Below are 19540 nucleotides of genomic sequence, written 5' to 3'. Positions count from 1 at the left end.
AATATTTGTGCAAACTTAAAGATGCATTTAATATGCAACATTTAAATATTCCAATAATTGACGTTAAAGGAGCACTACCATGCTGGATAGCCAAACCATCGCCACCGTAAAATCCACGATTCCCCTGCTGGCTGCTACCGGGCCTAAACTGACCGCTCATTTCTACGATCGCATGTTCGAACACAATCCTGAGTTGAAAGATGTTTTCAACATGAATAACCAGCGCAACGGCGATCAACGCCAGGCGTTGTTCGATGCGATCTGTGCTTATGCCGCCAATCTCGAAAACCTGGCGGCGCTGCTGCCGGCGGTAGAGCGTATTGCCCAAAAGCACACCAGTCTGAATATCCAGCCGGAGCAGTATCAAATTGTCGGCGGCCACCTGCTGGCAACGCTGGACGAAATGTTCAGCCCGGGCCAGGAAGTGCTGGATGCCTGGGGCAAGGCCTACGGCGTATTGGCTAACGTGTTTATCCAGCGTGAAAGCCAGATTTATCAGGAAAGTGAAAATGCGAACGGTGGCTGGCGCGAACGGCGCGCTTTCCGCATTGTCAAAAAGCAGCCGCAAAGCGACGTGATTTGCAGCTTCGTGCTGGCGCCGGTTGACGGCGGCCGCGTGATTGACTTCAAGCCGGGGCAATATCTGGCGGTCTATATCAATGACGACAGCATGGAAAATCAGGAAATCCGCCAATACTCACTGACCACCGCGCCTAACGGCGAATACTACCGCATCGCGGTGAAGCGTGAAGATCAAGGTAAGGTCTCGAATTTCCTGCATCAACAGGCCAAAGAGGGCGATGTGCTTTATCTGGCACCGCCGCACGGGGATTTCTTCCTTGACGTGCAGCCAACCACCCCGGTAACGCTGATTTCCGCCGGCGTGGGCCAAACGCCCATGCTCGGTATGCTCAATACCCTGCACGGCAGTCAACATCAGGCGAACGTGCACTGGTTGCACGCGGCGGAAAACGGCGGCGTTCACGCCTTTGCAGATGAAGTGGCGGATATCGCCGGCCGCATGCCAAACCTGAGCCGTCACGTCTGGTACCGCGAGCCGGGCACCGACGACGTGGAAGGCCGCGATTATCAGAGCCGCGGGTTGATGGACCTCAGCGCACTGCGCGAAACGCTCGACGATCCGCAGATGCATTACTACTTCTGCGGCCCGGTACCCTTTATGCAGCATGTTGGCAAACAGCTGCTGGAAATGGGCGTGAACGCCGATCGCATCCACTACGAATGCTTCGGCCCGCATAAGGTACTCTAATCAAACGGGGCGCGGTCTGTGAACGGCACCGCGCCCCGCCGTTATTTCTCCGCCAGCTTACGCGCCTCCTGCACCTGCTGCGCCGTTACCGCCCCAGCCTGATTGCCCCAATTCCCGCGTAAATAACTCATCAGATCGGCCGCCTGCCGGTCGTTCAATACCCAGCCGTAACCTGGCATGGCGATCGCGGTGGCCTGTCGGGTGATCGGCGTTTGCGCCCCTTCCAGCAACACACGCAGCGCGGTCAGCGGATTGTCCGCCGTCACCGTCGCGTTGCCTGCCAATGCCGGAATGGTGTTGTCGCTGCCCTCGCCTTTATTGCCGTGGCAGGTTGAACAGTACATCGCATAGGTGCGCTGCCCGGCCTGTTGATTGCCGGCCACCGGGGCAACGGCTTTCCCTGCCTGAGGTTTTTCCGCCGCCAGGCTGTGCAGATAAGCGGCGATGGCGCTCAGATCGCTATCGGTAAGATACTGCGTACTGTGGGCGACTACCTCGCTCATCGGCCCGGCGACGGCAGCATGCCGACTGCGGCCGGCTTTCAACAGCGCAGCCACCTCTTCCTGCGGCATGCCGCGCAGGTTAGACGCGTACCAACCGTCCAGCTCGGCCCCGCTCAGGAAGACCGGATCCTTGCTGTCCAACCCCTTTTCCTGCATTGCCCAGCCGCGCGGCGTATGGCAACTGCCGCAGTGGCCCGCTCCCTGCACCAGATAAGCGCCGCGGTTCCACTCGGCGCTCTGGCCGTTGTCCGGCTGATATTGAGCATCGTCATGGAACAGCTGATTCCAAACCGCCAACGGCCAGCGCATCGACAACGGCCAACTGATATCGCCGGCGCGGTTGGCGGCGTTCTGCGCCGGCACTTCCTGCATCAGATAATCGTACAGCGCGCGCATATCCGCCGCGTTCATCTTGGCGTAAGAGGTATAGGGCATCGCCGGGTACAGGCGATGGCCATCTTTGGCGATGCCCTGGCGCATGGCGCGGTCAAACTCATCGAAAGAGTAGGAACCGATGCCGTGTTGCTTATCCGGCGTGATATTGGTGGCGTAAATAGCGCCCAGCGGCGTAGGGAACTTCATGCCCCCGGCCAGCAAAGCGCCACCCGGCGCGGTATGGCAGGCGGTGCAGTCACCGGCCCTGGCCACATATTCCCCGGCCGACATCGCCTGGGCCGAACCGCCCGCCACCAGCAAGCTCAGCAGATACCATGTACCCAGACTCATATTCCCTCCCTGGCGGCCGCCTGACCGAAGGCCAGTTCATTGACCGCGCGCCATGCCTGATCGATTGCCGAGTTGGCGTACGGGCTCCAGTCCGAATCCGAGTTGGCGATGACAATCTTGCCTATCGGCTTACGTGCCGTCTCAATGATTTTTTTCGCCTCGTCTTCATCATCAAACAGCCCATTGAGGAAGTAGGAATAGCCGTGCGACCAGCGGTTAACGGTGATCGCCTGAATATCGCGCTGATGGTCGAAACCGGCGGAACCCAACATGCCCTGCAACTGTTCGCGGATCATCTGCTCATGCACCTCAAACGGCGTGCCCAGCAGCAAGGCACGGCCTTTGCGCGACTGTTCGCGCGGGCTCAGCCCGCTGCCCGCCAGCGTCGGCACATACACCATGTGCAGGCCGATCGGTTGATTCGGGTCGCGAGGATGCTCATAACCGCCCATGCTCACCGGATAATCCAGCTTCACGCGGCAATAAGGCGCGGTCGGCGAATACACCTCATGCACGCCCAGCTTGATAAACGGCTGCCAGTTGCGGATCACCACTTTGCTGTACACCAGCGGTGATTTCACGTTCTGCTTCAGCGCCTCTTGCTGCTCATGCGACATTTCCGGCACCAGATACGGGATCATCATGTTGTAACCGGCCATCACCACCTGCCCGGCGCGCACCTTGGTCATTTTATCGCCGCTCATATAGGTCACTTCAACCTTGTCGCCAACGTTAGCCGCATGCAGGCCGGTGCTGTTCAGGCGCAGTTTGACCGGCGATTCCGGCCGATCGAGCCGGCTGTAGTCGAACTTCGCCAGCACGATGTCGTTCATATCCTTGCCGCCCGACGCCACGTCCGGGATCAGATGACGCACCATCAGGCGCGCCAGCGTGGCGTTGCCATCCGGGAAGTGGAACACGTAAGGATCCTCGAGATCCGCCTGCGACTCCTCATCCAGCGGCGGCAGGTTCATGCCGTTCAGGCCGGGCAGATCGCAGATGCGCGCATCGCTGCACGAGGTGGCGTCAATGCCCACCGCCTGGAAATCGCTGGTGGTCTGCTGGAAATAACGGATAGCCATTTCGCTCAGGCCGACCTTTTCACGCAGGAACTGGGTATAACTGTGCTTGTCGAGCCATGCGCCCTTTTGTTCCTGAGTCAGCTCCGGCAGATAATCCTTGTCTAGCGTATGCAGCGCAATCAGCGCCTGTCGGTCACTTTCCGGCAGCGGGAAATCGCCGATAAAAGCTTCGTAGGTGCGGCCATTAAGCCGATCATGCGGAATATCATCCGCCACCATGCGCCCGGGATCGCCATTCACCACTTTGTCGACGCCGAAGTTTTTACGATCGAAATAGACGCCGCGGCTCAGGTTCAGATCCGGGTAGAAGGTTTTATCGAACGCCTTTTCCAGGTTGTCGATGCTGACGCCGAGCTTTTGCAGCAGCCCCATCGCCACCGGGCTGAAGTTCGAACGTGGCGACTGCAGCGATTCGCTGCCGCCATAGCCGAGAATAGTGCCGCTTTCGCTGCTGAATTCATTGCGCTTGGCGTGGCCGCCAAAGTCATCGTGGTTGTCGATCAGTAAAATACGCTGCTGAGCGCCCTTCATCTGCTGCCAGAAGCAGGCGGCGGCCAACCCGCTGATGCCCGCCCCGACCACGATCAGGTCAAACTCTTCCGTGGCGGGTACGCTGCCGAAATCGAATGCCTTGCCGTCGCGCCCCAACTGGTGCGCATGCTCGAAGGATCCCGGATGGTTACCGCGCAGCCCGGTCAGCGCCGGCGGGTAGTACAGGGTTTGATTGGCGGTTTGCGGTGACGCGCGCAGAATTTGCAACGGCGTCAGCCCGGCGGCGATGGTGAGCGCCACCCCGTTGAGAAAATCGCGTCTGGTGATACCCATATTGGCTTCCTTTCAATTCTTATTATCAATCAGACCGGTCGAAACCGGTCTGAAGGTGCGCTATTGTGAAGACAAATACAGTAAAATCAATGTGTAAACATCAGATACCGGATCGCGGTGTAGTCCTCCAGCCCGTACATAGACATACCTTTGCCGTAGCCCGACAGCTTCTGGCCGCCGTGCGGCATTTCGCTCACCAGCATCAACTCCACCATAAAGTATGTAGAGCGCTGCCGGAAAAAGATCGATAAATGAGTTAACAACGCGATAGCCTTCGCTTTTTTAGAACGCCGGCATTAGAAAATCGGAGGGGGTGGCTGAACGCCGGATACAACAAGGGCGCAGCATGCTGCGCCCATACGTCATCAGATAGCTTCTTCGTCCTGTTCGCCGGTACGAATACGCACCACGCGCGCCACGTCGAAGACGAAGATTTTACCGTCGCCGATTTTACCGGTTTGCGCAGTCTGCATGATGGTTTCCACGCAGGTGTCGACGATATCGTCGGCCACGACAATCTCAATTTTCACCTTCGGCAGAAAATCGACCATGTATTCCGCGCCACGGTACAGCTCGGTGTGGCCCTTCTGGCGGCCAAAGCCTTTCACTTCGGTCACGGTCATACCGGTAATGCCGACTTCAGCCAGGGCCTCGCGGACGTCATCCAGTTTGAACGGCTTGATAATCGCGTCAATTTTTTTCATCGTCTTTCCTTAATTACCAATTTTTGCGGCCAAAGCCGGATGTGATTGGGTAGCGGCGGTCTTTGCCGAAATTGCGGGCGGTGATGCGCGGCCCGACGGCGGCCTGACGCCGCTTGTATTCGTTGATGTCCACCAGGCGGATAACCTTGCGCACGATCGCCTCGTCAAAACCTTCTGTCACCAGATCGGCAACCGACTTATCGTGTTCGACATAACCTTCCAGAATCGCATCCAGAATGTCGTACGGCGGCAGGCTGTCCTGATCGACCTGATCCGGTGCCAGCTCGGCGGACGGCGGACGATCGATCACGCGCTGCGGGATCACGTAGGAGACGGTATTGCGGTATTCGGACAGTTTGAACACCAGCGTTTTCGGCACGTCTTTCAGTACGTCAAAACCACCGGCCATATCACCATACAGCGTGGCGTAGCCTACGGCCATCTCGCTTTTGTTACCGGTGGTCAGCACGATGCTGCGACGCTTGTTGGACAGCGCCATCAGTACCACGCCGCGGCAGCGCGCCTGCAGGTTTTCTTCGGTGGTGTCGCGTTCGGTACCGGCGAACATCGGCGTCAGCTGGCCCATAAAGGCGTCGAACATAGGTTCGATGGAGACGATATCGAACTCGACGCCGAGAATTTCGGCCTCTTCTTTGGCGTCGGCGATGCTGATATCCGCGGTGTAGCGGAACGGCATCATCAGCGCCTGCACCTTGTCTTTGCCCAGAGCATCGACGGCAATCGCCAGCGTCAGCGCCGAGTCGATACCGCCGGACAGCCCCAACACCGCGCCCTTGAAACCGTTTTTGGTCACGTAATCGCGCACCGCCAGCACCAGCGCTTCATAGACCTGCGCCAACTGCGGCAACTCTGCGGCCGGGTCAGTCATCGGCACCACGTCCAGATCATCGAACTCCAGCAGGGTAACCTGCTCGGCGAACGCCGCCAGGCGGTGGGTCATGTTGCCGGCCGCGTCGAACACCTTCGAGCAACCGTCAAAAATCAATTCATCCTGCCCGCCGATCTGGTTCAGATACACCAGCGGCAGGTGGGTGCGCTGGCAATGGCCGGCCATCAGCGTCTTGCGGATATACGGCTTCTCGCGATTGTACGGCGAGGCGTTGATCGACAAAATCATTTCGGCGCCGGCGGCTCTGGCAGCATCGACCGGCTCCGGGAACCACAGATCTTCGCAAATCAGCAAGCCCAGACGATAGCCTTTCAGATCTACCACGCAGGTATCGTTGCCGGCGTGGAAGTAGCGTTTCTCATCGAAGACGCCGTAGTTCGGCAGCTGTTGCTTGAAATAGCGCGCCGACAGTTGTCCTTCAGAGAACAGCGACAACGCGTTATACAGCTTGTCGCCTTCGCGCCACGGGTGGCCGACCAGGATCGCCACATCGGTGGACGCCTGTTGCAGACGCTGGAGCTGCGCGTCACAACGCTGGTAGAAGTCGTCGCGATACAGCAGGTCTTCCGGCGGATAACCGGACAGCGCCAGCTCGGTGAACATGACCAGATCGGCTCCCGCCTTCTGCTGCTCTTGCACGGTTTGCAACATGCGTTCCGTGTTGCCTTCAATGTCGCCGACCAGCAAATTCAGCTGGGCCAATGCGATGGAAAGTGATCTGCTCATTGTTTAGGATCCTGCTCAATACGTTCCATGGTTCTCTACGCCCGGTCATGCCACGACAAAGAGAACGGAGTGTAAATCATTCCGCCGCGTTTGTTGAGAACCTGCATTCGCAGGCCCTGACGGAAAACATCATTCTTTAAAATCGTTGGCGTCCAATTCATGGCGCGACAGCAATTTATAAAACTCGGTACGGTTGCGTCCCGCCATGCGCGCGGCCTGGGTTACGTTACCCTTGGTGATCTGCAGCAGCTTGCGCAGATAGTGCAATTCAAACTGATTACGCGCCTCGACGAAGGTCGGCAACGCGGTATTTTCCCCTTCCAGCGCCTGCTCCACCAGCGCTTCGCTGATCACCGGCGCGGACGTCAACGCCACGCACTGTTCGATCACGTTCACCAGTTGACGCACGTTGCCCGGCCAGGTGGCGGTCATCAGGCGTTTCATGGCGTCGGAAGAAAAGCTGCGGACAAACGGCTTGTGGCGCTTGGCGGATTCACGCAGCAGATGATTGGCCAGCAACGGGATGTCTTCAGCCCGTTCATTCAGCGCAGGGATCTTCAGGTTCACCACGTTCAGGCGGTAATAGAGATCTTCGCGGAACTCGTTTTTCGCCATTGCCTTTTGCAGGTCACGGTGGGTGGCGGAAATAATCCGTACGTCGATGTCCAGATCGCGGTTGCTGCCCAACGGACGCACCTTGCGCTCCTGCAACACGCGCAGCAGCTTGACCTGTAACGACAGCGGCATATCGCCGATCTCATCGAGAAACAGCGTGCCGCCCGCCGCCGCCTGGAACAGCCCTTCACGGCTGCTGACCGCGCCGGTAAACGCCCCTTTGGCGTGACCGAACAGCTCAGACTCCAGCAGTTGTTCCGGCAAGGCACCGCAGTTAATGGCGATAAAGGCTTTCTTGCCGCGTGGACTGGCGCCGTGGATAGCCTGAGCCAACACTTCTTTACCGGTGCCGCTGTGGCCGTTGATCAGCACGCTGACGTCGGACTGCGCCACCATTTTCGCCTGCTCCAGCAGGCGCAGCATAATCGGGCTGCGAGTAACGATATCTTCGCGCCAGCTGTCATCACCGGCCGGCAGCGAAAGCGACAGCGCTTCATCAATGGCCTTGTACAGCGCATCGCGATCCACAGGTTTGGTGAGGAAGCTGAACACGCCCTGCTGGGTGGCGGCTACCGCATCCGGGATCGAACCATGGGCGGTAAGAATGATCACCGGCATGCCAGGCTGATGCTTTTGAATTTCGGCAAACAGTGCCATGCCGTCCATTTCGTCCATCCGCAGATCGCTGATCACCAGATCAATCTGCTCGCGCCCCAACAGGCGCAGCGCTTCCTGGCCGCTTTCGGCGGTGGTGACATGAAAACCTTCGCTGGTCAGGCGCATACCCAACAGCTTGAGCAGGCTGGGATCGTCGTCAACCAATAACAAATTGGCCGGTTTGCGTGCTGTCATCGCGCGTGAGACTCCTTGTTGGCGGGGGGCGGCGCGTAGGTATCTTCCGGATCCACCGGCAGGGCGGTGCCCTTTTCCGGTTCGGCTTCCGGTTCTGCGGCCTTGCCCGACGCGGCATTTTTATCTGCGGCGTCGGTTTTTTGCTGTGTCGCGCCGTTATCCGGGATTTCGCCCTGTAGCTGCTTGCGCGAAGAGAGCTGACGTTCGATATCGGTCAGATTCTCCAGCTTGCGCGAGGTATCCTGTAACTGGGCCTGCAAACGGATCTGGCTCTGACGCAGCGTATCTATCTGGCTGTCCGAGCTTTCCTGCAGGTGCTGATAGCGTGCCTTTTCATCGAACAAGGCGATCTGCAGAACCTGCTGCTGGCGCCATAATTGCAGCAACGGACGCAAGGAGCTTGGGAACGCCAGGCGGTAACTGTTCAGACGGTCGATCATCTGGCGACGTTCGCCCGACGTCGGCTCGGCGCTACCCAGCAGAATGCTTTGCTTGAAAATGCCGTCCCAGCTGTCGCCAGGCAGGGTTTTCGCCAGCGAGCGCGCCTGGGTCGATCCAACGCGATCGGCACAATCCATCGCGCGCAGCCAGTAAAGTGAATTATTCAGCGCGTCTTTGTCGTCGAGCTGCCACAGGGTATCGCAGGCCGCGATGCGGTAATCCACCACTTTGGTGTCCGGGATCGCTTCCTGCTGCTGCTGACTCAGGCCGCTGCTGACCGCGCGATCGACGCAGCCTGCCAGCAAAAACGGCACGCAAAGGACGCTGCCTAAAAAGGAAAAACGACGCTTGCCGAGTGGCGCGCTCTGCGTGGCACGCGGTGAACGTTCGGTCTGCGATAGACGAAGGCGTTTAGACCATGTGTACATTATTTATTCATTCTCGGCGGTTAATGGCAATTCAATGCGGAAGCAGACGTCTGCGCCGGCGACTTCGACCAGCTGCAACTCACCGCGCATCCGGCGAATACAATCCTGAGCGATGCTCAACCCCAGACCGCTTCCTTTTACTGCCCCTTTTCGCTGGTGGCTACCCTGGAAAAAAGGCTCGAAAATCATGGTTTGTTCAGCCTCGGGGATTGGCGTGCCGCTGTTGGCGACATCAATCTGCACCCGTTGCCCAACCTGACGGCTGCGGATCCAAATGTTACCGGATTCCTTGCCGTAGTGCACCGCATTGGAGTAGAGATTATCCAGCACGCGCATTAAAAGCGTAGGCTCTGCCCAACAGATTTCCGCATCCAATTTGATCTCGGTGCGGATCATTTTGGCCCTGGCCGGCAAACTGTGCGCGGCGACCACCAACTCAACCATATCGCGCAGCTCGACATTCTCATGCTCCGCCGGGCCATCGGCCAGTTTACGGTTATAATCCAGCAGTTGCTCGATCAGTTGCTGCAGGTGGCGGCTGCTGCCGTCGAGAATGGCCACGACCTCTTTCTGATCGGAGGTCAGCGGGCCGGCCACTTCGTCGGCCAACAGCTCAGTCCCCTCGCGCATGCTGGCCAACGGCGTCTTCAATTCATGCGAGATATGGCGCAGAAACTCATGCCGCTGCGACTCCAGCCACGCCAGGCGCTCGCTCAGCCAGATAATGCGTTGCGCCAACGAACGCAACTCACGCGGGCCTTTAAACGACTCGGCGCTGCCCAGCGCCCGCCCTTCCCCCAGACGGTTGATCATGCGCTCCACCGCTTTCACCGGGCCGATAATCATGCGGGTGAAGAGCACCACCAGCAGCACGCTGACCAGAAACAGCATCAGCGCCTGCCAGCCGAAGAACTGGCCGCGTTCGGCAATCGCCTGCTGCAACTGCTGCCCGCGCGAGAACACCACCGCGCGGGTGGCCTGCACCATCTCGGCGTTGGAACGCGAGAAAGACTCCAGCAGCGTCGATGCCTGTTTGTCCGGCCCGCTGCTCTGGCATTTAATCGCGGCCAGTTGGGTCAGCAGGCTGCGCAACGTTTGATAATAGCGTTCATCCGGCAGGATCGGCGCATGGGCGTCCAACATCTGCGAATACTGTTTACGTTGATTTTGGTACAGCCGCTCCAGGGTGGGATCCACCAGCACGCAATACTGACGATAGCTGCGCTCCATCTCCAGCGCCACGCTGGTCATCGCCTCGCTGCGCCGTGCATCCACCAGCGTGGTGCGGTTGATGTCCGCGGCCTGCGCGCTGAGATGATCCAGGCTTTGATAAGCCTGATAAGCCAGCACCAACAGCGGCAGCAGCACCAGCAGAAACGCCATCAGGACCAACTGACGCAGCGAGCGGGGGAATAAACGCCATCTTTTCAACGAAATCATCTCATTGTCTCTCATCTGCTTCGATGCTAACCGAGTCACCGGTGAGAGGAAAGCCCGGCGTTCGGCGAAGCGTCAGGAAAATATAGGGAAGCGTGCCGTAGGTAGGGAGTTTGCGTTTGGACATATCGTATATACCCAAAATAATTGGAGTTGCATCAAGGCGACAAGCTTGTAAGTCCCCTGGAGCTTACTCAAGTAAGTGACTGGGGCGCACAAGTGCAGTCAACACAGATGCAGCTTCAAGTATGAGGGGGATTTGACGCTGGGGCAGGACTGCCCCATCGCAAGAAAGTGTGGATGCCCTTGAATCTCGTCCCCAGGGTGATGTAGCACAAGGCTGGCATCGAACAGGACGAATAGCATCCATAAGTATCCGGGATTGATGAACATTCATCACAGTTGGATACAGGCGGTGCCTCACTCCACGTGTCGCCCGATGCTTGATAAAGCCGCTTGCGCGTCTGTTATCGGTTTGGTTGGACGATAGGCACCATTTCTTTGGCATCATTCGGAGGCTTATGAGGCAAGTTTTCCGTCTAAATACGGAGCCATCATAAAAAGTTGAATGAGCAACTGGGGAGAATAATGCACTTGGCGTGCCAACTTTTCAACATATTTATTAACACACTGAATATATTGGTAAATAAATAAAAATATGGCCCATAAACGCAAATTACCTCGTCGGGAGACGTTGAAAAAACAACCACCCTGTCGCCAAAAACCGACAACTTAAGCCAATTAATTTTTCACCATTACAAATCAATAAGTTACGTGTCTCTTTTTAGAGACATGAAAAAGGTGCCCTGTCGCAAAATGCCGACAGCGGCAAACCGGTACCCGCGCAATAAGTAAAAAGGGGGCGCAATCTCTTGCGCCCCCTTTCGTTACCGCGTGATGACCGCTTAGCCCAGTTGCTTGCGGGCGTTGCGGAACATGCGCATCCACGGGCTGTCTTCGCCCCACTCTTCCGGGTGCCACGAGTTGCTCACGGTACGGAACACACGTTCCGGATGCGGCATCATCACCGTCGCGCGGCCGTTGCTGCTGGTCACTGCGGTGATGCCGTTTGGCGAACCGTTAGGGTTGGCTGGATAGGTTTCCGTTACCTGGCCGGCATTGTCCACAAAGCGCAACGCCACCAGGCCGTTGCTTTCCAGCGCCGCCAGGTGCGCAGCATCGCGTACTTCAACGTGCCCTTCACCGTGGGATACGGCAATTGGCATGCGTGAACCGGTCATGCCCTGCATGAACAACGACGGGCTGGCCGCCACTTCCACCAGGCTGAAACGCGCTTCAAAACGATCCGACAGGTTGCGTACGAAACGCGGCCAGTGTTCGGCACCGGGGATCAGATCGCGCAGGTTCGACATCATCTGGCAACCGTTGCACACACCCAATGCCAGGGTCTGCGGACGGTGGAAGAAGGATTCGAATTCGTCACGAACGCGGTCGTTGAACAGAATCGACTTCGCCCAACCTTCGCCGGCACCCAGTACGTCGCCGTAAGAGAAACCGCCACAGGCAACCAGCGTATGGAAGTCTTGCAGGTCGCGACGCCCTTCCAGCAGATCGCTCATGTGAACGTCTACCGCATCGAAACCGGCGCGGTGGAACGCGGCAGCCATCTCAACGTGGGAGTTAACGCCCTGCTCGCGCAACACCGCCACTTTAGGGCGTGCGCCCTTGGCGATGTAAGGCGCGGCAATGTCTTCTTCCGGCGCAAAGGTCAGCTTGACGTTCAGCCCTGGGTCGCGCTCGTCCTGCTTGGCCTGGTGCTCCTGATCGGCGCATTCCGGGTTATCGCGCAGGCGTTGCATCTGCCAGGTCGTTTCCGCCCACCAGGTGCGCAGGGTCGCGCGGCTTTGGCTGTAAAGCGCTTTGTCGCCTTGCGTAATGACGAAGCGATCGCCGGCCTGCACGCTGCCGATGTGGTGCACATTGTCCGTCAGGCCGTGTTGAGCAAATACCTGCTGTACCGCTTCAAGCTGCCCGGCCGTGACCTGAATCACCGCCCCCAGCTCTTCGTTGAACAGCGCTGCCAGCGCATCGTCGCCCAGCCCTTTGATATCCACGTTCACGCCGCAGTGACCGGCAAACGCCATTTCCGCCAGCGTAACCAGCAGGCCACCGTCGGAACGGTCGTGATAAGCCAGCAACGCGCGATCGGCCACCAGTTGCTGCATCGCATTGAAGAAGCCCGCCAGCTGTTCTACGTTGCGCACGTCGGCCGGCTTGTCGCCCAGTTGGCGGTAAACCTGCGCCAGTGCGGTAGCGCCCAGCGCGTTATGACCGTTGCCCAGGTCAATCAGCAACAGCGCACTGTCGCCCTTATCGGTACGCAGTTGCGGCGTCACCGTGTGGCGAACGTCTTCCACGCGGGCAAAACCGGTGATCACCAGCGACAGCGGCGACGTCATTTCGCGCTGCTCTTCGCCTTCCTGCCAGCGGGTTTTCATCGACATTGAGTCTTTGCCCACCGGAATGGTGATGCCCAGCGCCGGACAAAGCTCTTCGCCCACCGCTTTCACCGCTGCATACAGGCCGGCGTCTTCACCCGGGTGACCCGCTGCCGCCATCCAGTTAGCGGAAAGCTTCACACGCTTGAGCGAACCGATTTCGGTCGCTGCCAGGTTGGTCAGCGCTTCCCCTACCGCCAGGCGGCCGGAAGCCGCGAAGTCCAGCAAGGCTACCGGCGCACGTTCGCCGATCGACATCGCTTCACCATAGTAACTGTCCAGGCTGGCGGTGGTCACCGCGCAGTCGGCTACCGGGATCTGCCACGGGCCAACCATCTGGTCACGCGCCACCATGCCGGTTACGGTGCGATCGCCGATAGTGATCAGGAAGGTTTTCTCTGCCACCGCCGGCAAATGCAGAACGCGTTTTACCGCATCCTCCAGAGTGATGTTCGCACGTTGAATCGGCTCGCCCTTGACCTGCAGACTGGTCACGTCACGCGTCATTTTCGGCGTTTTGCCCAGCAGTACGTCCAGCGGCATGTCGATCGGTTGATTGTCGAAATGGCTGTCGTTCAGCGTCAAATGCAGCTCTTCGGTGGCTTCGCCGATCACCGCATAAGGTGCGCGCTCACGACGGCAAATTTCGTCAAACTGCGCCATCTGCGCCGGCGCAATCGCCATCACATAGCGTTCCTGCGATTCGTTGCACCACACTTCCAGCGGGCTCATGCCCGGCTCGTCGTTAAGGATATCGCGCAGTTCGAAACGGCCGCCGCGGCCGCCGTCGCTGACCAGTTCCGGCATGGCGTTAGACAGGCCGCCGGCACCCACGTCGTGAATAAACAGAATCGGGTTTTGTTCGCCCAGTTGCCAGCAGCGGTCGATCACTTCCTGACAACGACGTTCCATTTCCGGGTTGTCGCGCTGTACCGAGGCGAAATCCAGATCGGCATCGGACTGACCGGACGCCATGGAAGAAGCCGCACCGCCGCCCAGACCGATATTCATCGCCGGGCCGCCCAGCACCACCAGCTTGGCGCCCACGGTGATTTCACCCTTCTGCACGTGATCGGCGCGGATATTGCCGATACCGCCTGCCAGCATGATCGGCTTGTGGTAACCGCGCAGTTCGACGCCGTTGTGGCTGTTGACCTGCTCTTCATAGGTACGGAAGTAACCTACCAGCGCAGGACGACCGAATTCGTTGTTGAACGCCGCGCCGCCCAATGGGCCGTCGGTCATGATATCCAGTGCGGTAACGATGCGATCAGGTTTGCCGAAGTCTTGCTCCCACGGCTGTTCGAAGCCGGGAATACGCAGGTTGGAAACCGAGAAGCCCACCAGACCGGCCTTGGGCTTGGCCCCGCGGCCGGTGGCGCCTTCGTCGCGGATCTCGCCGCCGGAACCGGTAGCGGCACCCGGCCATGGGGAGATCGCCGTCGGGTGGTTATGGGTTTCCACCTTCATCAGGATATGCGCGTCTTCCTGATGGTAGTCATACTGACCGTTTTCCGGCGCGGCGAAGAAACGGCCGACCTGAGAACCTTCCATAACCGCCGCGTTGTCTTTATAAGCAGACAGAACGTAATCCGGCGTCTGCTCGAAGGTGTTTTTGATCATTTTGAACAGCGACTTCGGTTGCTGTTCGCCGTCGATGATCCAGTCGGCGTTGAAAATCTTGTGGCGGCAGTGCTCGGAGTTGGCCTGCGCGAACATATAGAGTTCGATATCCGTCGGGTTGCGCCCCAGACCGGTAAAGGCATTCAGCAGATAGTCGATTTCATCCTGCGCCAGCGCCAGCCCCAGCTTGAGGTTGGCTTGCTCCAGCGCGCTGCGCCCTTCGCCCAGCACGTCGACCGCCAGGTACGGTGCCGGCTGATGCTGAGCAAACAGTTGTTCTGCCTGCTGCAGTTCGCTGAATACCGTTTCCATCATGCGATCGTGCAGCAACGCGGCAAGCTGTTGCCACTGAGCTTCGGTCAGCGTCGGCGCCTTGACGTAAAACGCCAGGCCGCGCTCCAACCGCACCACTTGTTTCAAACCGCAGTTGTGGGCGATATCGCTGGCTTTGGAAGACCAGGGTGAAATGGTACCCGGACGCGGCGTCACCAACAGCAGGCGGCCTTCAGGGGCATGTTCGGCGAGAGAGGGGCCGTACTTGAGCAGGCGCGTGAGCTTGCCATGTTCTTCGGCACTTAGCGGTGCGCTAACATCGGCAAAGTGGACGTACTCGGCGTAGATATCACTGACCGGAAGTTGAGCGTCCTGACAGCGGGACAGCAGTTTGGTAATACGAAAAGCCGACAAAGCGGGCGAACCACGCAGTATTTCCATAATCAAAGTTCTCTCGTCTTCGAAGCAACTGACTTCAGCACTTCTTTGGGCGCAACAGGGGAAAACGCGCGCCATTATAGAGAATCTGCGCCGCCGACGAAACCGTTTGCGCAGCTATTATTGATAAAAGCTGTCGCCACCCTCGAATTGTCATAACGTGTCAATAAAGTTGCACGCTGGCGTTTTGTTGCGCAAAATGCTCCCGCACTGGTGATTTAACCATAAGAAAAGACTGACTTCCGGTCACCGGAGCACCCGTACCACCACTGGATAACTATTTGAAACGCCTAAAAATAAACTACATTCTCATCGGTGTTGTTACCTTGCTTCTGGCGCTCGCCCTGTGGCCCAATATTGCCTGGCGCGGTGGTCAGGGAGGGCAGCTCGAAGAGATCAAATCCCGTGGCGAGCTACGTATCAGTACGCTGAACACGCCGCTAACCTATTTCACCACCAAACAGGGGCCGGGTGGGCTCGATTACGAGCTGGCGAAACGCTTCGCCAATTACCTGGGCGTGAAGCTGGTGGTGATCCCGCACAACAATATCAATGACCTGTTTGACGATCTGGACGATGACGACGCCGATCTGCTGGCCGCCGGTCTGATCTACAACCGGGATCGCCTCAGCCGCGCACGCACCGGCCCGGCCTATTATTCCGTATCCCAGCAGTTGGTCTATCGCCTGGGCACCCCACGGCCAAAAACCTTTGCCGATATTAAAGGCAAACTGGCGGTCGCCTCCGGCTCCGCGCACGTCAGCACGCTGAAACAGCTTAAGCAAAGTAAATTCCCGGACCTCAGTTGGGAAGCCTCCAGCGATCTGACCTCAAAAGAGCTGCTGGAACAGGTGGCCGACGGCAAACTGGACTATACCCTCGGCGACTCTGTGACCATCGCCCTGCTGCAGCGCATCCATCCGCAGCTGGCGGTCGCGTTCGACGTCACCGATGAAGAGCCGGTCACCTGGTATCTGAAGCGCGGCAACGACGATAGCCTGTATGCGGCAATGCTGGATTTCTATAGCCAGATGGTAGACGACGGCACGCTGGCGCGGCTGGAAGAGAAGTACCTCGGGCACGTCGGCAGTTTCGATTACGTCGATACCAGAACCTTCCTGTCGGCCATCGACTCGGTGCTGCCGACCTTCCGCTCGTTGTTTGAAAAGTACGCCAATGAGATCGACTGGAAATTGCTGGCGGCCATCGCCTATCAGGAATCGCACTGGAACCCGCAGGCAACCTCTCCCACCGGCGTACGCGGCCTGATGATGCTGACGCGGGCCACCGCCGACGGCCTGGGAGTCAACGATCGTCTGGATCCTGAGGAAAGCATTCAGGGCGGCGCACTTTACCTGCAAAGGCTGATGGCCAAGGTGCCCGACAGCGTGCCGGAAGACGAACGCATCTGGTTCTCGCTGGCGGCATACAACATGGGCTGGGGCCACATGCTCGACGCCCGCAAACTGACCAAAATGCAAAAAGGCAATCCGGACAGCTGGGTGGACGTCAAACAGCGCCTGCCGATGCTCAGCCAAAAACGTTATTACCCGCAGTTGACCTACGGCTATGCGCGCGGGCGCGAAGCCTATAACTACGTGGAAAACATTCGCCGCTATCAGGTCAGCCTGGTCGGTTATCTGCAAGAAAAAGAGAGGAAGGCGGCGCAGGAAGCGGCCGAACGGGAAGCGCTAGGGAAAGGCTATCCGGCCGTTATGCCGGAACTGGCGCTTAACCACTAATTACTCCGGCTTATCCGCCGCACGTTGCGCCAGCTTCAGCGCTTTTTTCTGCTCGCGGCGCAGGCGGAAAAAGTTGCTCAGCGTCGCGGCGCATTCGTCCGCCAGCACACCTGAAGCGATCTCCACCTGATGGTTCATGCCGGGGTGGCGCAAAATATCCACCAGCGACCCTGCCGCACCGGTTTTCACATCGGCCGCGCCGTACACCAGCCGACGAATGCGGCTGTGTACCATTGCGCCGGCGCACATCACGCACGGCTCCAGGGTGACATACAACGTGGCATTCAACAGGCGATAGTTCTGTAACACCGCTCCGCCCTGCCGCAACGCCATGATCTCCGCATGCGCGGTAGGATCGTGGCGGCCAATCGGCCGGTTCCAGCCTTCGCCAATCACCTGATTGTCCAGCACCAGCAGCGCACCCACCGGCACCTCACCTTCTTCCTGAGCACGCTGGGCAAGCAGCAACGCCTGGCGCATCCAGTATTCATCGTTATATTCAGTCATCGCATAATTCCTCGTGCGCTTTTGCGGCGGGCATTATACACAGTAGGTGCGCTGCATGCTGCGCCCGTGTTAACCGGGGTGAATATATTCGCCCCCCGCAGGCCGGGGACGGCGTCGAACGCTGCGGCTTGAAATGCGACGGGTATATACTGAACGAATAGCGATGTTATCAGGGATAAGAAACATGAAATTCAGCAAGAAGAACGCCGCCGTGGTACGCAAAGCCCTGAACGGCTGGGTCGGCGAAGGTGCGCTGACGGCGCAGCAGCAAGAGCAGTTGTTGCAGCATGTGGAAATACAGCCTTTCGACTGGCGGCGGCTGGCGCGTTATGCGTTTCTCGCCGCGCTGGCCTCGCTGGTCATTGCCATCACCAGCCTGTTCGCCGACAGCGATCTGTTGGACTGGCTGAGCGGATTGTTCCGTTTCGATGCCCCGGTTCGCATGGCGATGGCCGGCGTATTGGCTGCGCTGGCCTATGTCTGGGCCTTGCGCCGTCGCCGCCGCCATCCGGAAAAACGCTACGGCAATGAGGCCGCTCTGTTCATTGCCGTGCTCTTCACCGCCTGCGCTCTGTGGCAAATGGGCGTCTGGCTGGACAACGGCAGTGGCCGGGTTTCACTGCTGCTGATGTTCGCCGCGCTGCTTTACGGCGTGATTGGCTGGTTCAGCCGCTCCGGGCTGGTGTGGTGGTTTGCCCTGCTGTCGCTCGGCAACGCCTTCGGCGCCGAAACCGGTTACCTTTCCGGCTGGGGCGCTTACTGGCTGGGCATGAGCTTCCCGATCCGCTTTATCGCCTTCGGCGCAGTCCTGATCGCCGCAGCATTGCTGCTGCAACCACTGCTTGCCCGGCGTGGGCTGGAGCGTGTTTCGCTGGCGATGGGGCTGCTGTATTTGTTTATCGCCCTGTGGCTGCTGTCGATCTTCGGCAATTACGGCGATCTGGACAGCTGGTACAGCGTACGTCAGATCGAACTGTTCCACTGGAGCCTGCTGTTCGGCATCGCCGCCGCAGTGGTCATCTGGCTGGGGCTGAAACGTGATGACGCCATGCTGCGCGGATTCGGTCTGACCTTCCTGTGCATCAACCTTTATACCCGCTTCTTCGAATTTTTCTGGGACAGCATGCCCAAGGCGATTTTCTTTGTGGTGCTCGGTCTGAGCCTGTGGGCGTTGGGACACTATGCAGAGAAGATATGGCAACTGGGACGCAAGCCGCACGATCTGACCGATGATTAAGGCGTTATGGCTGCCGTCTTTCACGCTGCAATTCGAACACCCGAGGGGATATAAACGGCAAAGGGCGGAAATCCGCCCCTTTGCTTACTCCAACTGCTGCAACTCACCCAGCTTGCTGACCCGCCAGCGGTGCTCGCAGAAGTACAGCAGCGGGTTGTCTTGTTTGCTGTCACTGTAACCGCTGTACAGCCTGAGCGGCGCGCCGAGACGCTGTTCCAGTTGCATCACTTTCTGGACGCCGAGACACCGCATAGCCAGTACCCAACCGCCGTGACGGCGCACAATGCGGCTGCCGACCAGACGTACCCGCGCCAGAAAAGCGGAGTCCCGATAAACCTGCTCAACCAACCGCTCCGGTGAACCGGTAATCAGCCACACCTGCGCATCGTGCACATCGAGATACTGACGCAGGCGCATTTGCACCACCGGAAACGCGGTCACCTTGTCGCGGAAATAACTGACGAACTGCAGTTCCAGCGCCTTTAACCTGGCCTCCGAACGGCCAAAGGTGATCGACCACAGCAGGACGCTCATCGGCCAGCGCGCAGCGCGCCCCATCAGCAGCATCGCCAGCCCGACCACCGGCAGCAGCGGCACCACCAACAGCAGATTCAGCGGCAGGTGGCGCAGCAAGAAACGCAAGAAACTGCCAAACATGTCTTCCTGATGCAACGTACCGTCCAGATCAAAGAACACCACGCGGCGGCCCTCCACGGCCTCCTGGCTCTGTTTCTCGCTCAAA

General features: G+C 58.6%; 14 protein-coding genes. 3 read left to right on the top strand and 11 right to left on the bottom strand.

The annotated features are described in order from the left end of the window. Positions 1–79 precede the first annotated feature (79 nt). Positions 80–1270 carry an NO-inducible flavohemoprotein gene (hmpA, locus tag D4100_RS18040; RefSeq protein WP_065506484.1) on the top strand — a complete coding sequence of 397 codons (1191 nt, stop codon included), beginning with the start codon at positions 80–82 and terminating at the stop codon, positions 1268–1270. A gap of 41 nt (positions 1271–1311) precedes the next feature. Here the strand turns inward: hmpA and D4100_RS18035 are convergent, their stop codons facing one another. From D4100_RS18035 to purL, 9 genes are all read right to left on the bottom strand, one after another. Then, positions 1312–2499, bottom strand: a complete 1188-nt coding sequence (locus D4100_RS18035; protein WP_119804919.1) for a cytochrome c — start codon at positions 2497–2499, stop codon at positions 1312–1314. After that, positions 2496–4406 carry an NAD(P)-binding protein gene (locus tag D4100_RS18030; protein ID WP_119804918.1) on the bottom strand — a complete coding sequence of 637 codons (1911 nt, stop codon included), beginning with the start codon at positions 4404–4406 and terminating at the stop codon, positions 2496–2498. Before D4100_RS18030 ends, D4100_RS18035 begins: the two co-directional genes overlap by 4 nt. A gap of 86 nt (positions 4407–4492) precedes the next feature. Beyond that, complete coding sequence (locus tag D4100_RS25700) at positions 4493–4669, bottom strand: hypothetical protein (RefSeq protein WP_158586345.1); 177 nt, start codon at positions 4667–4669, stop codon at positions 4493–4495. A gap of 102 nt (positions 4670–4771) precedes the next feature. Continuing rightward, positions 4772–5110 (bottom strand): nitrogen regulatory protein P-II, encoded by a 339-nt coding sequence (gene glnB, locus D4100_RS18025; protein WP_004847623.1) that lies wholly within the window; start codon positions 5108–5110, stop codon positions 4772–4774. A 13-nt stretch (positions 5111–5123) separates the two neighbouring features. Further along, positions 5124–6746, bottom strand: coding sequence for an NAD+ synthase (locus D4100_RS18020; protein ID WP_065506489.1), 1623 nt, complete (start codon positions 6744–6746; stop codon positions 5124–5126). A gap of 129 nt (positions 6747–6875) precedes the next feature. Then, on the bottom strand, positions 6876–8213 hold the full coding sequence (glrR, locus tag D4100_RS18015) for a two-component system response regulator GlrR (protein WP_004952130.1): 1338 nt from the start codon (positions 8211–8213) through the stop codon (positions 6876–6878). Next, positions 8210–9082 carry a two-component system QseEF-associated lipoprotein QseG gene (qseG, locus tag D4100_RS18010; RefSeq protein ID WP_065506490.1) on the bottom strand — a complete coding sequence of 291 codons (873 nt, stop codon included), beginning with the start codon at positions 9080–9082 and terminating at the stop codon, positions 8210–8212. The genes glrR and qseG overlap by 4 nt, the downstream gene beginning before the upstream one ends. Positions 9083–9085: 3 nt before the next feature. After that, positions 9086–10522 carry a sensor histidine kinase gene (locus tag D4100_RS18005; RefSeq protein ID WP_065506491.1) on the bottom strand — a complete coding sequence of 479 codons (1437 nt, stop codon included), beginning with the start codon at positions 10520–10522 and terminating at the stop codon, positions 9086–9088. 902 nt (positions 10523–11424) lie between these two features. Next, positions 11425–15315: a phosphoribosylformylglycinamidine synthase gene (gene purL / locus D4100_RS18000; protein ID WP_119804916.1), complete on the bottom strand. Its 3891-nt coding sequence runs from the start codon at positions 15313–15315 to the stop codon at positions 11425–11427. Between the two features lie 278 nt (positions 15316–15593). Between purL and mltF the strand changes: the two genes are divergently transcribed. Further along, positions 15594–17054, top strand: a complete 1461-nt coding sequence (mltF, locus tag D4100_RS17995; protein WP_065506493.1) for a membrane-bound lytic murein transglycosylase MltF — start codon at positions 15594–15596, stop codon at positions 17052–17054. Here the strand turns inward: mltF and tadA are convergent, their stop codons facing one another. Beyond that, positions 17055–17561 carry a tRNA adenosine(34) deaminase TadA gene (gene tadA, locus D4100_RS17990; protein WP_004952136.1) on the bottom strand — a complete coding sequence of 169 codons (507 nt, stop codon included), beginning with the start codon at positions 17559–17561 and terminating at the stop codon, positions 17055–17057. 184 nt (positions 17562–17745) lie between these two features. Here tadA and D4100_RS17985 point away from each other — a divergent pair, with 184 nt between their 5' ends. Then, a complete protein-coding gene (locus D4100_RS17985; protein ID WP_065506494.1) occupies positions 17746–18798 on the top strand; it encodes a DUF2157 domain-containing protein in 1053 nt (350 codons plus the stop codon). A gap of 84 nt (positions 18799–18882) precedes the next feature. Here D4100_RS17985 and yfhb read toward each other — a convergent pair whose 3' ends face one another. Next, a complete protein-coding gene (gene yfhb, locus D4100_RS17980; RefSeq protein ID WP_065506495.1) occupies positions 18883–19539 on the bottom strand; it encodes a phosphatidylglycerophosphatase C in 657 nt (218 codons plus the stop codon). Position 19540: the final 1 nt, after the last annotated feature.

The sequence above is a fragment of the Serratia inhibens genome (assembly GCF_003591175.1).
In the GTDB taxonomy this organism is placed as follows: Bacteria; Pseudomonadota; Gammaproteobacteria; order Enterobacterales; family Enterobacteriaceae; genus Serratia; species Serratia inhibens.
This window is presented reverse-complemented; position numbering and strand designations above follow the sequence as displayed.

What these genes read in the sequence shown, in the direction of transcription:
- hmpA (WP_065506484.1), top strand. Translation starts at nt 80, where the DNA reads ATGCTGGATAGCCAAACCATCGCCACCGTAAAATCCACGATTCCCCTG.
- D4100_RS18035 (WP_119804919.1), bottom strand. Translation starts at nt 2,499, where the DNA reads ATGAGTCTGGGTACATGGTATCTGCTGAGCTTGCTGGTGGCGGGCGGT.
- D4100_RS18030 (WP_119804918.1), bottom strand. Translation starts at nt 4,406, where the DNA reads ATGGGTATCACCAGACGCGATTTTCTCAACGGGGTGGCGCTCACCATC.
- glnB (WP_004847623.1), bottom strand. Translation starts at nt 5,110, where the DNA reads ATGAAAAAAATTGACGCGATTATCAAGCCGTTCAAACTGGATGACGTC.
- D4100_RS18020 (WP_065506489.1), bottom strand. Translation starts at nt 6,746, where the DNA reads ATGAGCAGATCACTTTCCATCGCATTGGCCCAGCTGAATTTGCTGGTC.
- glrR (WP_004952130.1), bottom strand. Translation starts at nt 8,213, where the DNA reads ATGACAGCACGCAAACCGGCCAATTTGTTATTGGTTGACGACGATCCC.
- qseG (WP_065506490.1), bottom strand. Translation starts at nt 9,082, where the DNA reads ATGTACACATGGTCTAAACGCCTTCGTCTATCGCAGACCGAACGTTCA.
- D4100_RS18005 (WP_065506491.1), bottom strand. Translation starts at nt 10,522, where the DNA reads ATGATTTCGTTGAAAAGATGGCGTTTATTCCCCCGCTCGCTGCGTCAG.
- purL (WP_119804916.1), bottom strand. Translation starts at nt 15,315, where the DNA reads ATGGAAATACTGCGTGGTTCGCCCGCTTTGTCGGCTTTTCGTATTACC.
- tadA (WP_004952136.1), bottom strand. Translation starts at nt 17,561, where the DNA reads ATGACTGAATATAACGATGAATACTGGATGCGCCAGGCGTTGCTGCTT.
- D4100_RS17985 (WP_065506494.1), top strand. Translation starts at nt 17,746, where the DNA reads ATGAAATTCAGCAAGAAGAACGCCGCCGTGGTACGCAAAGCCCTGAAC.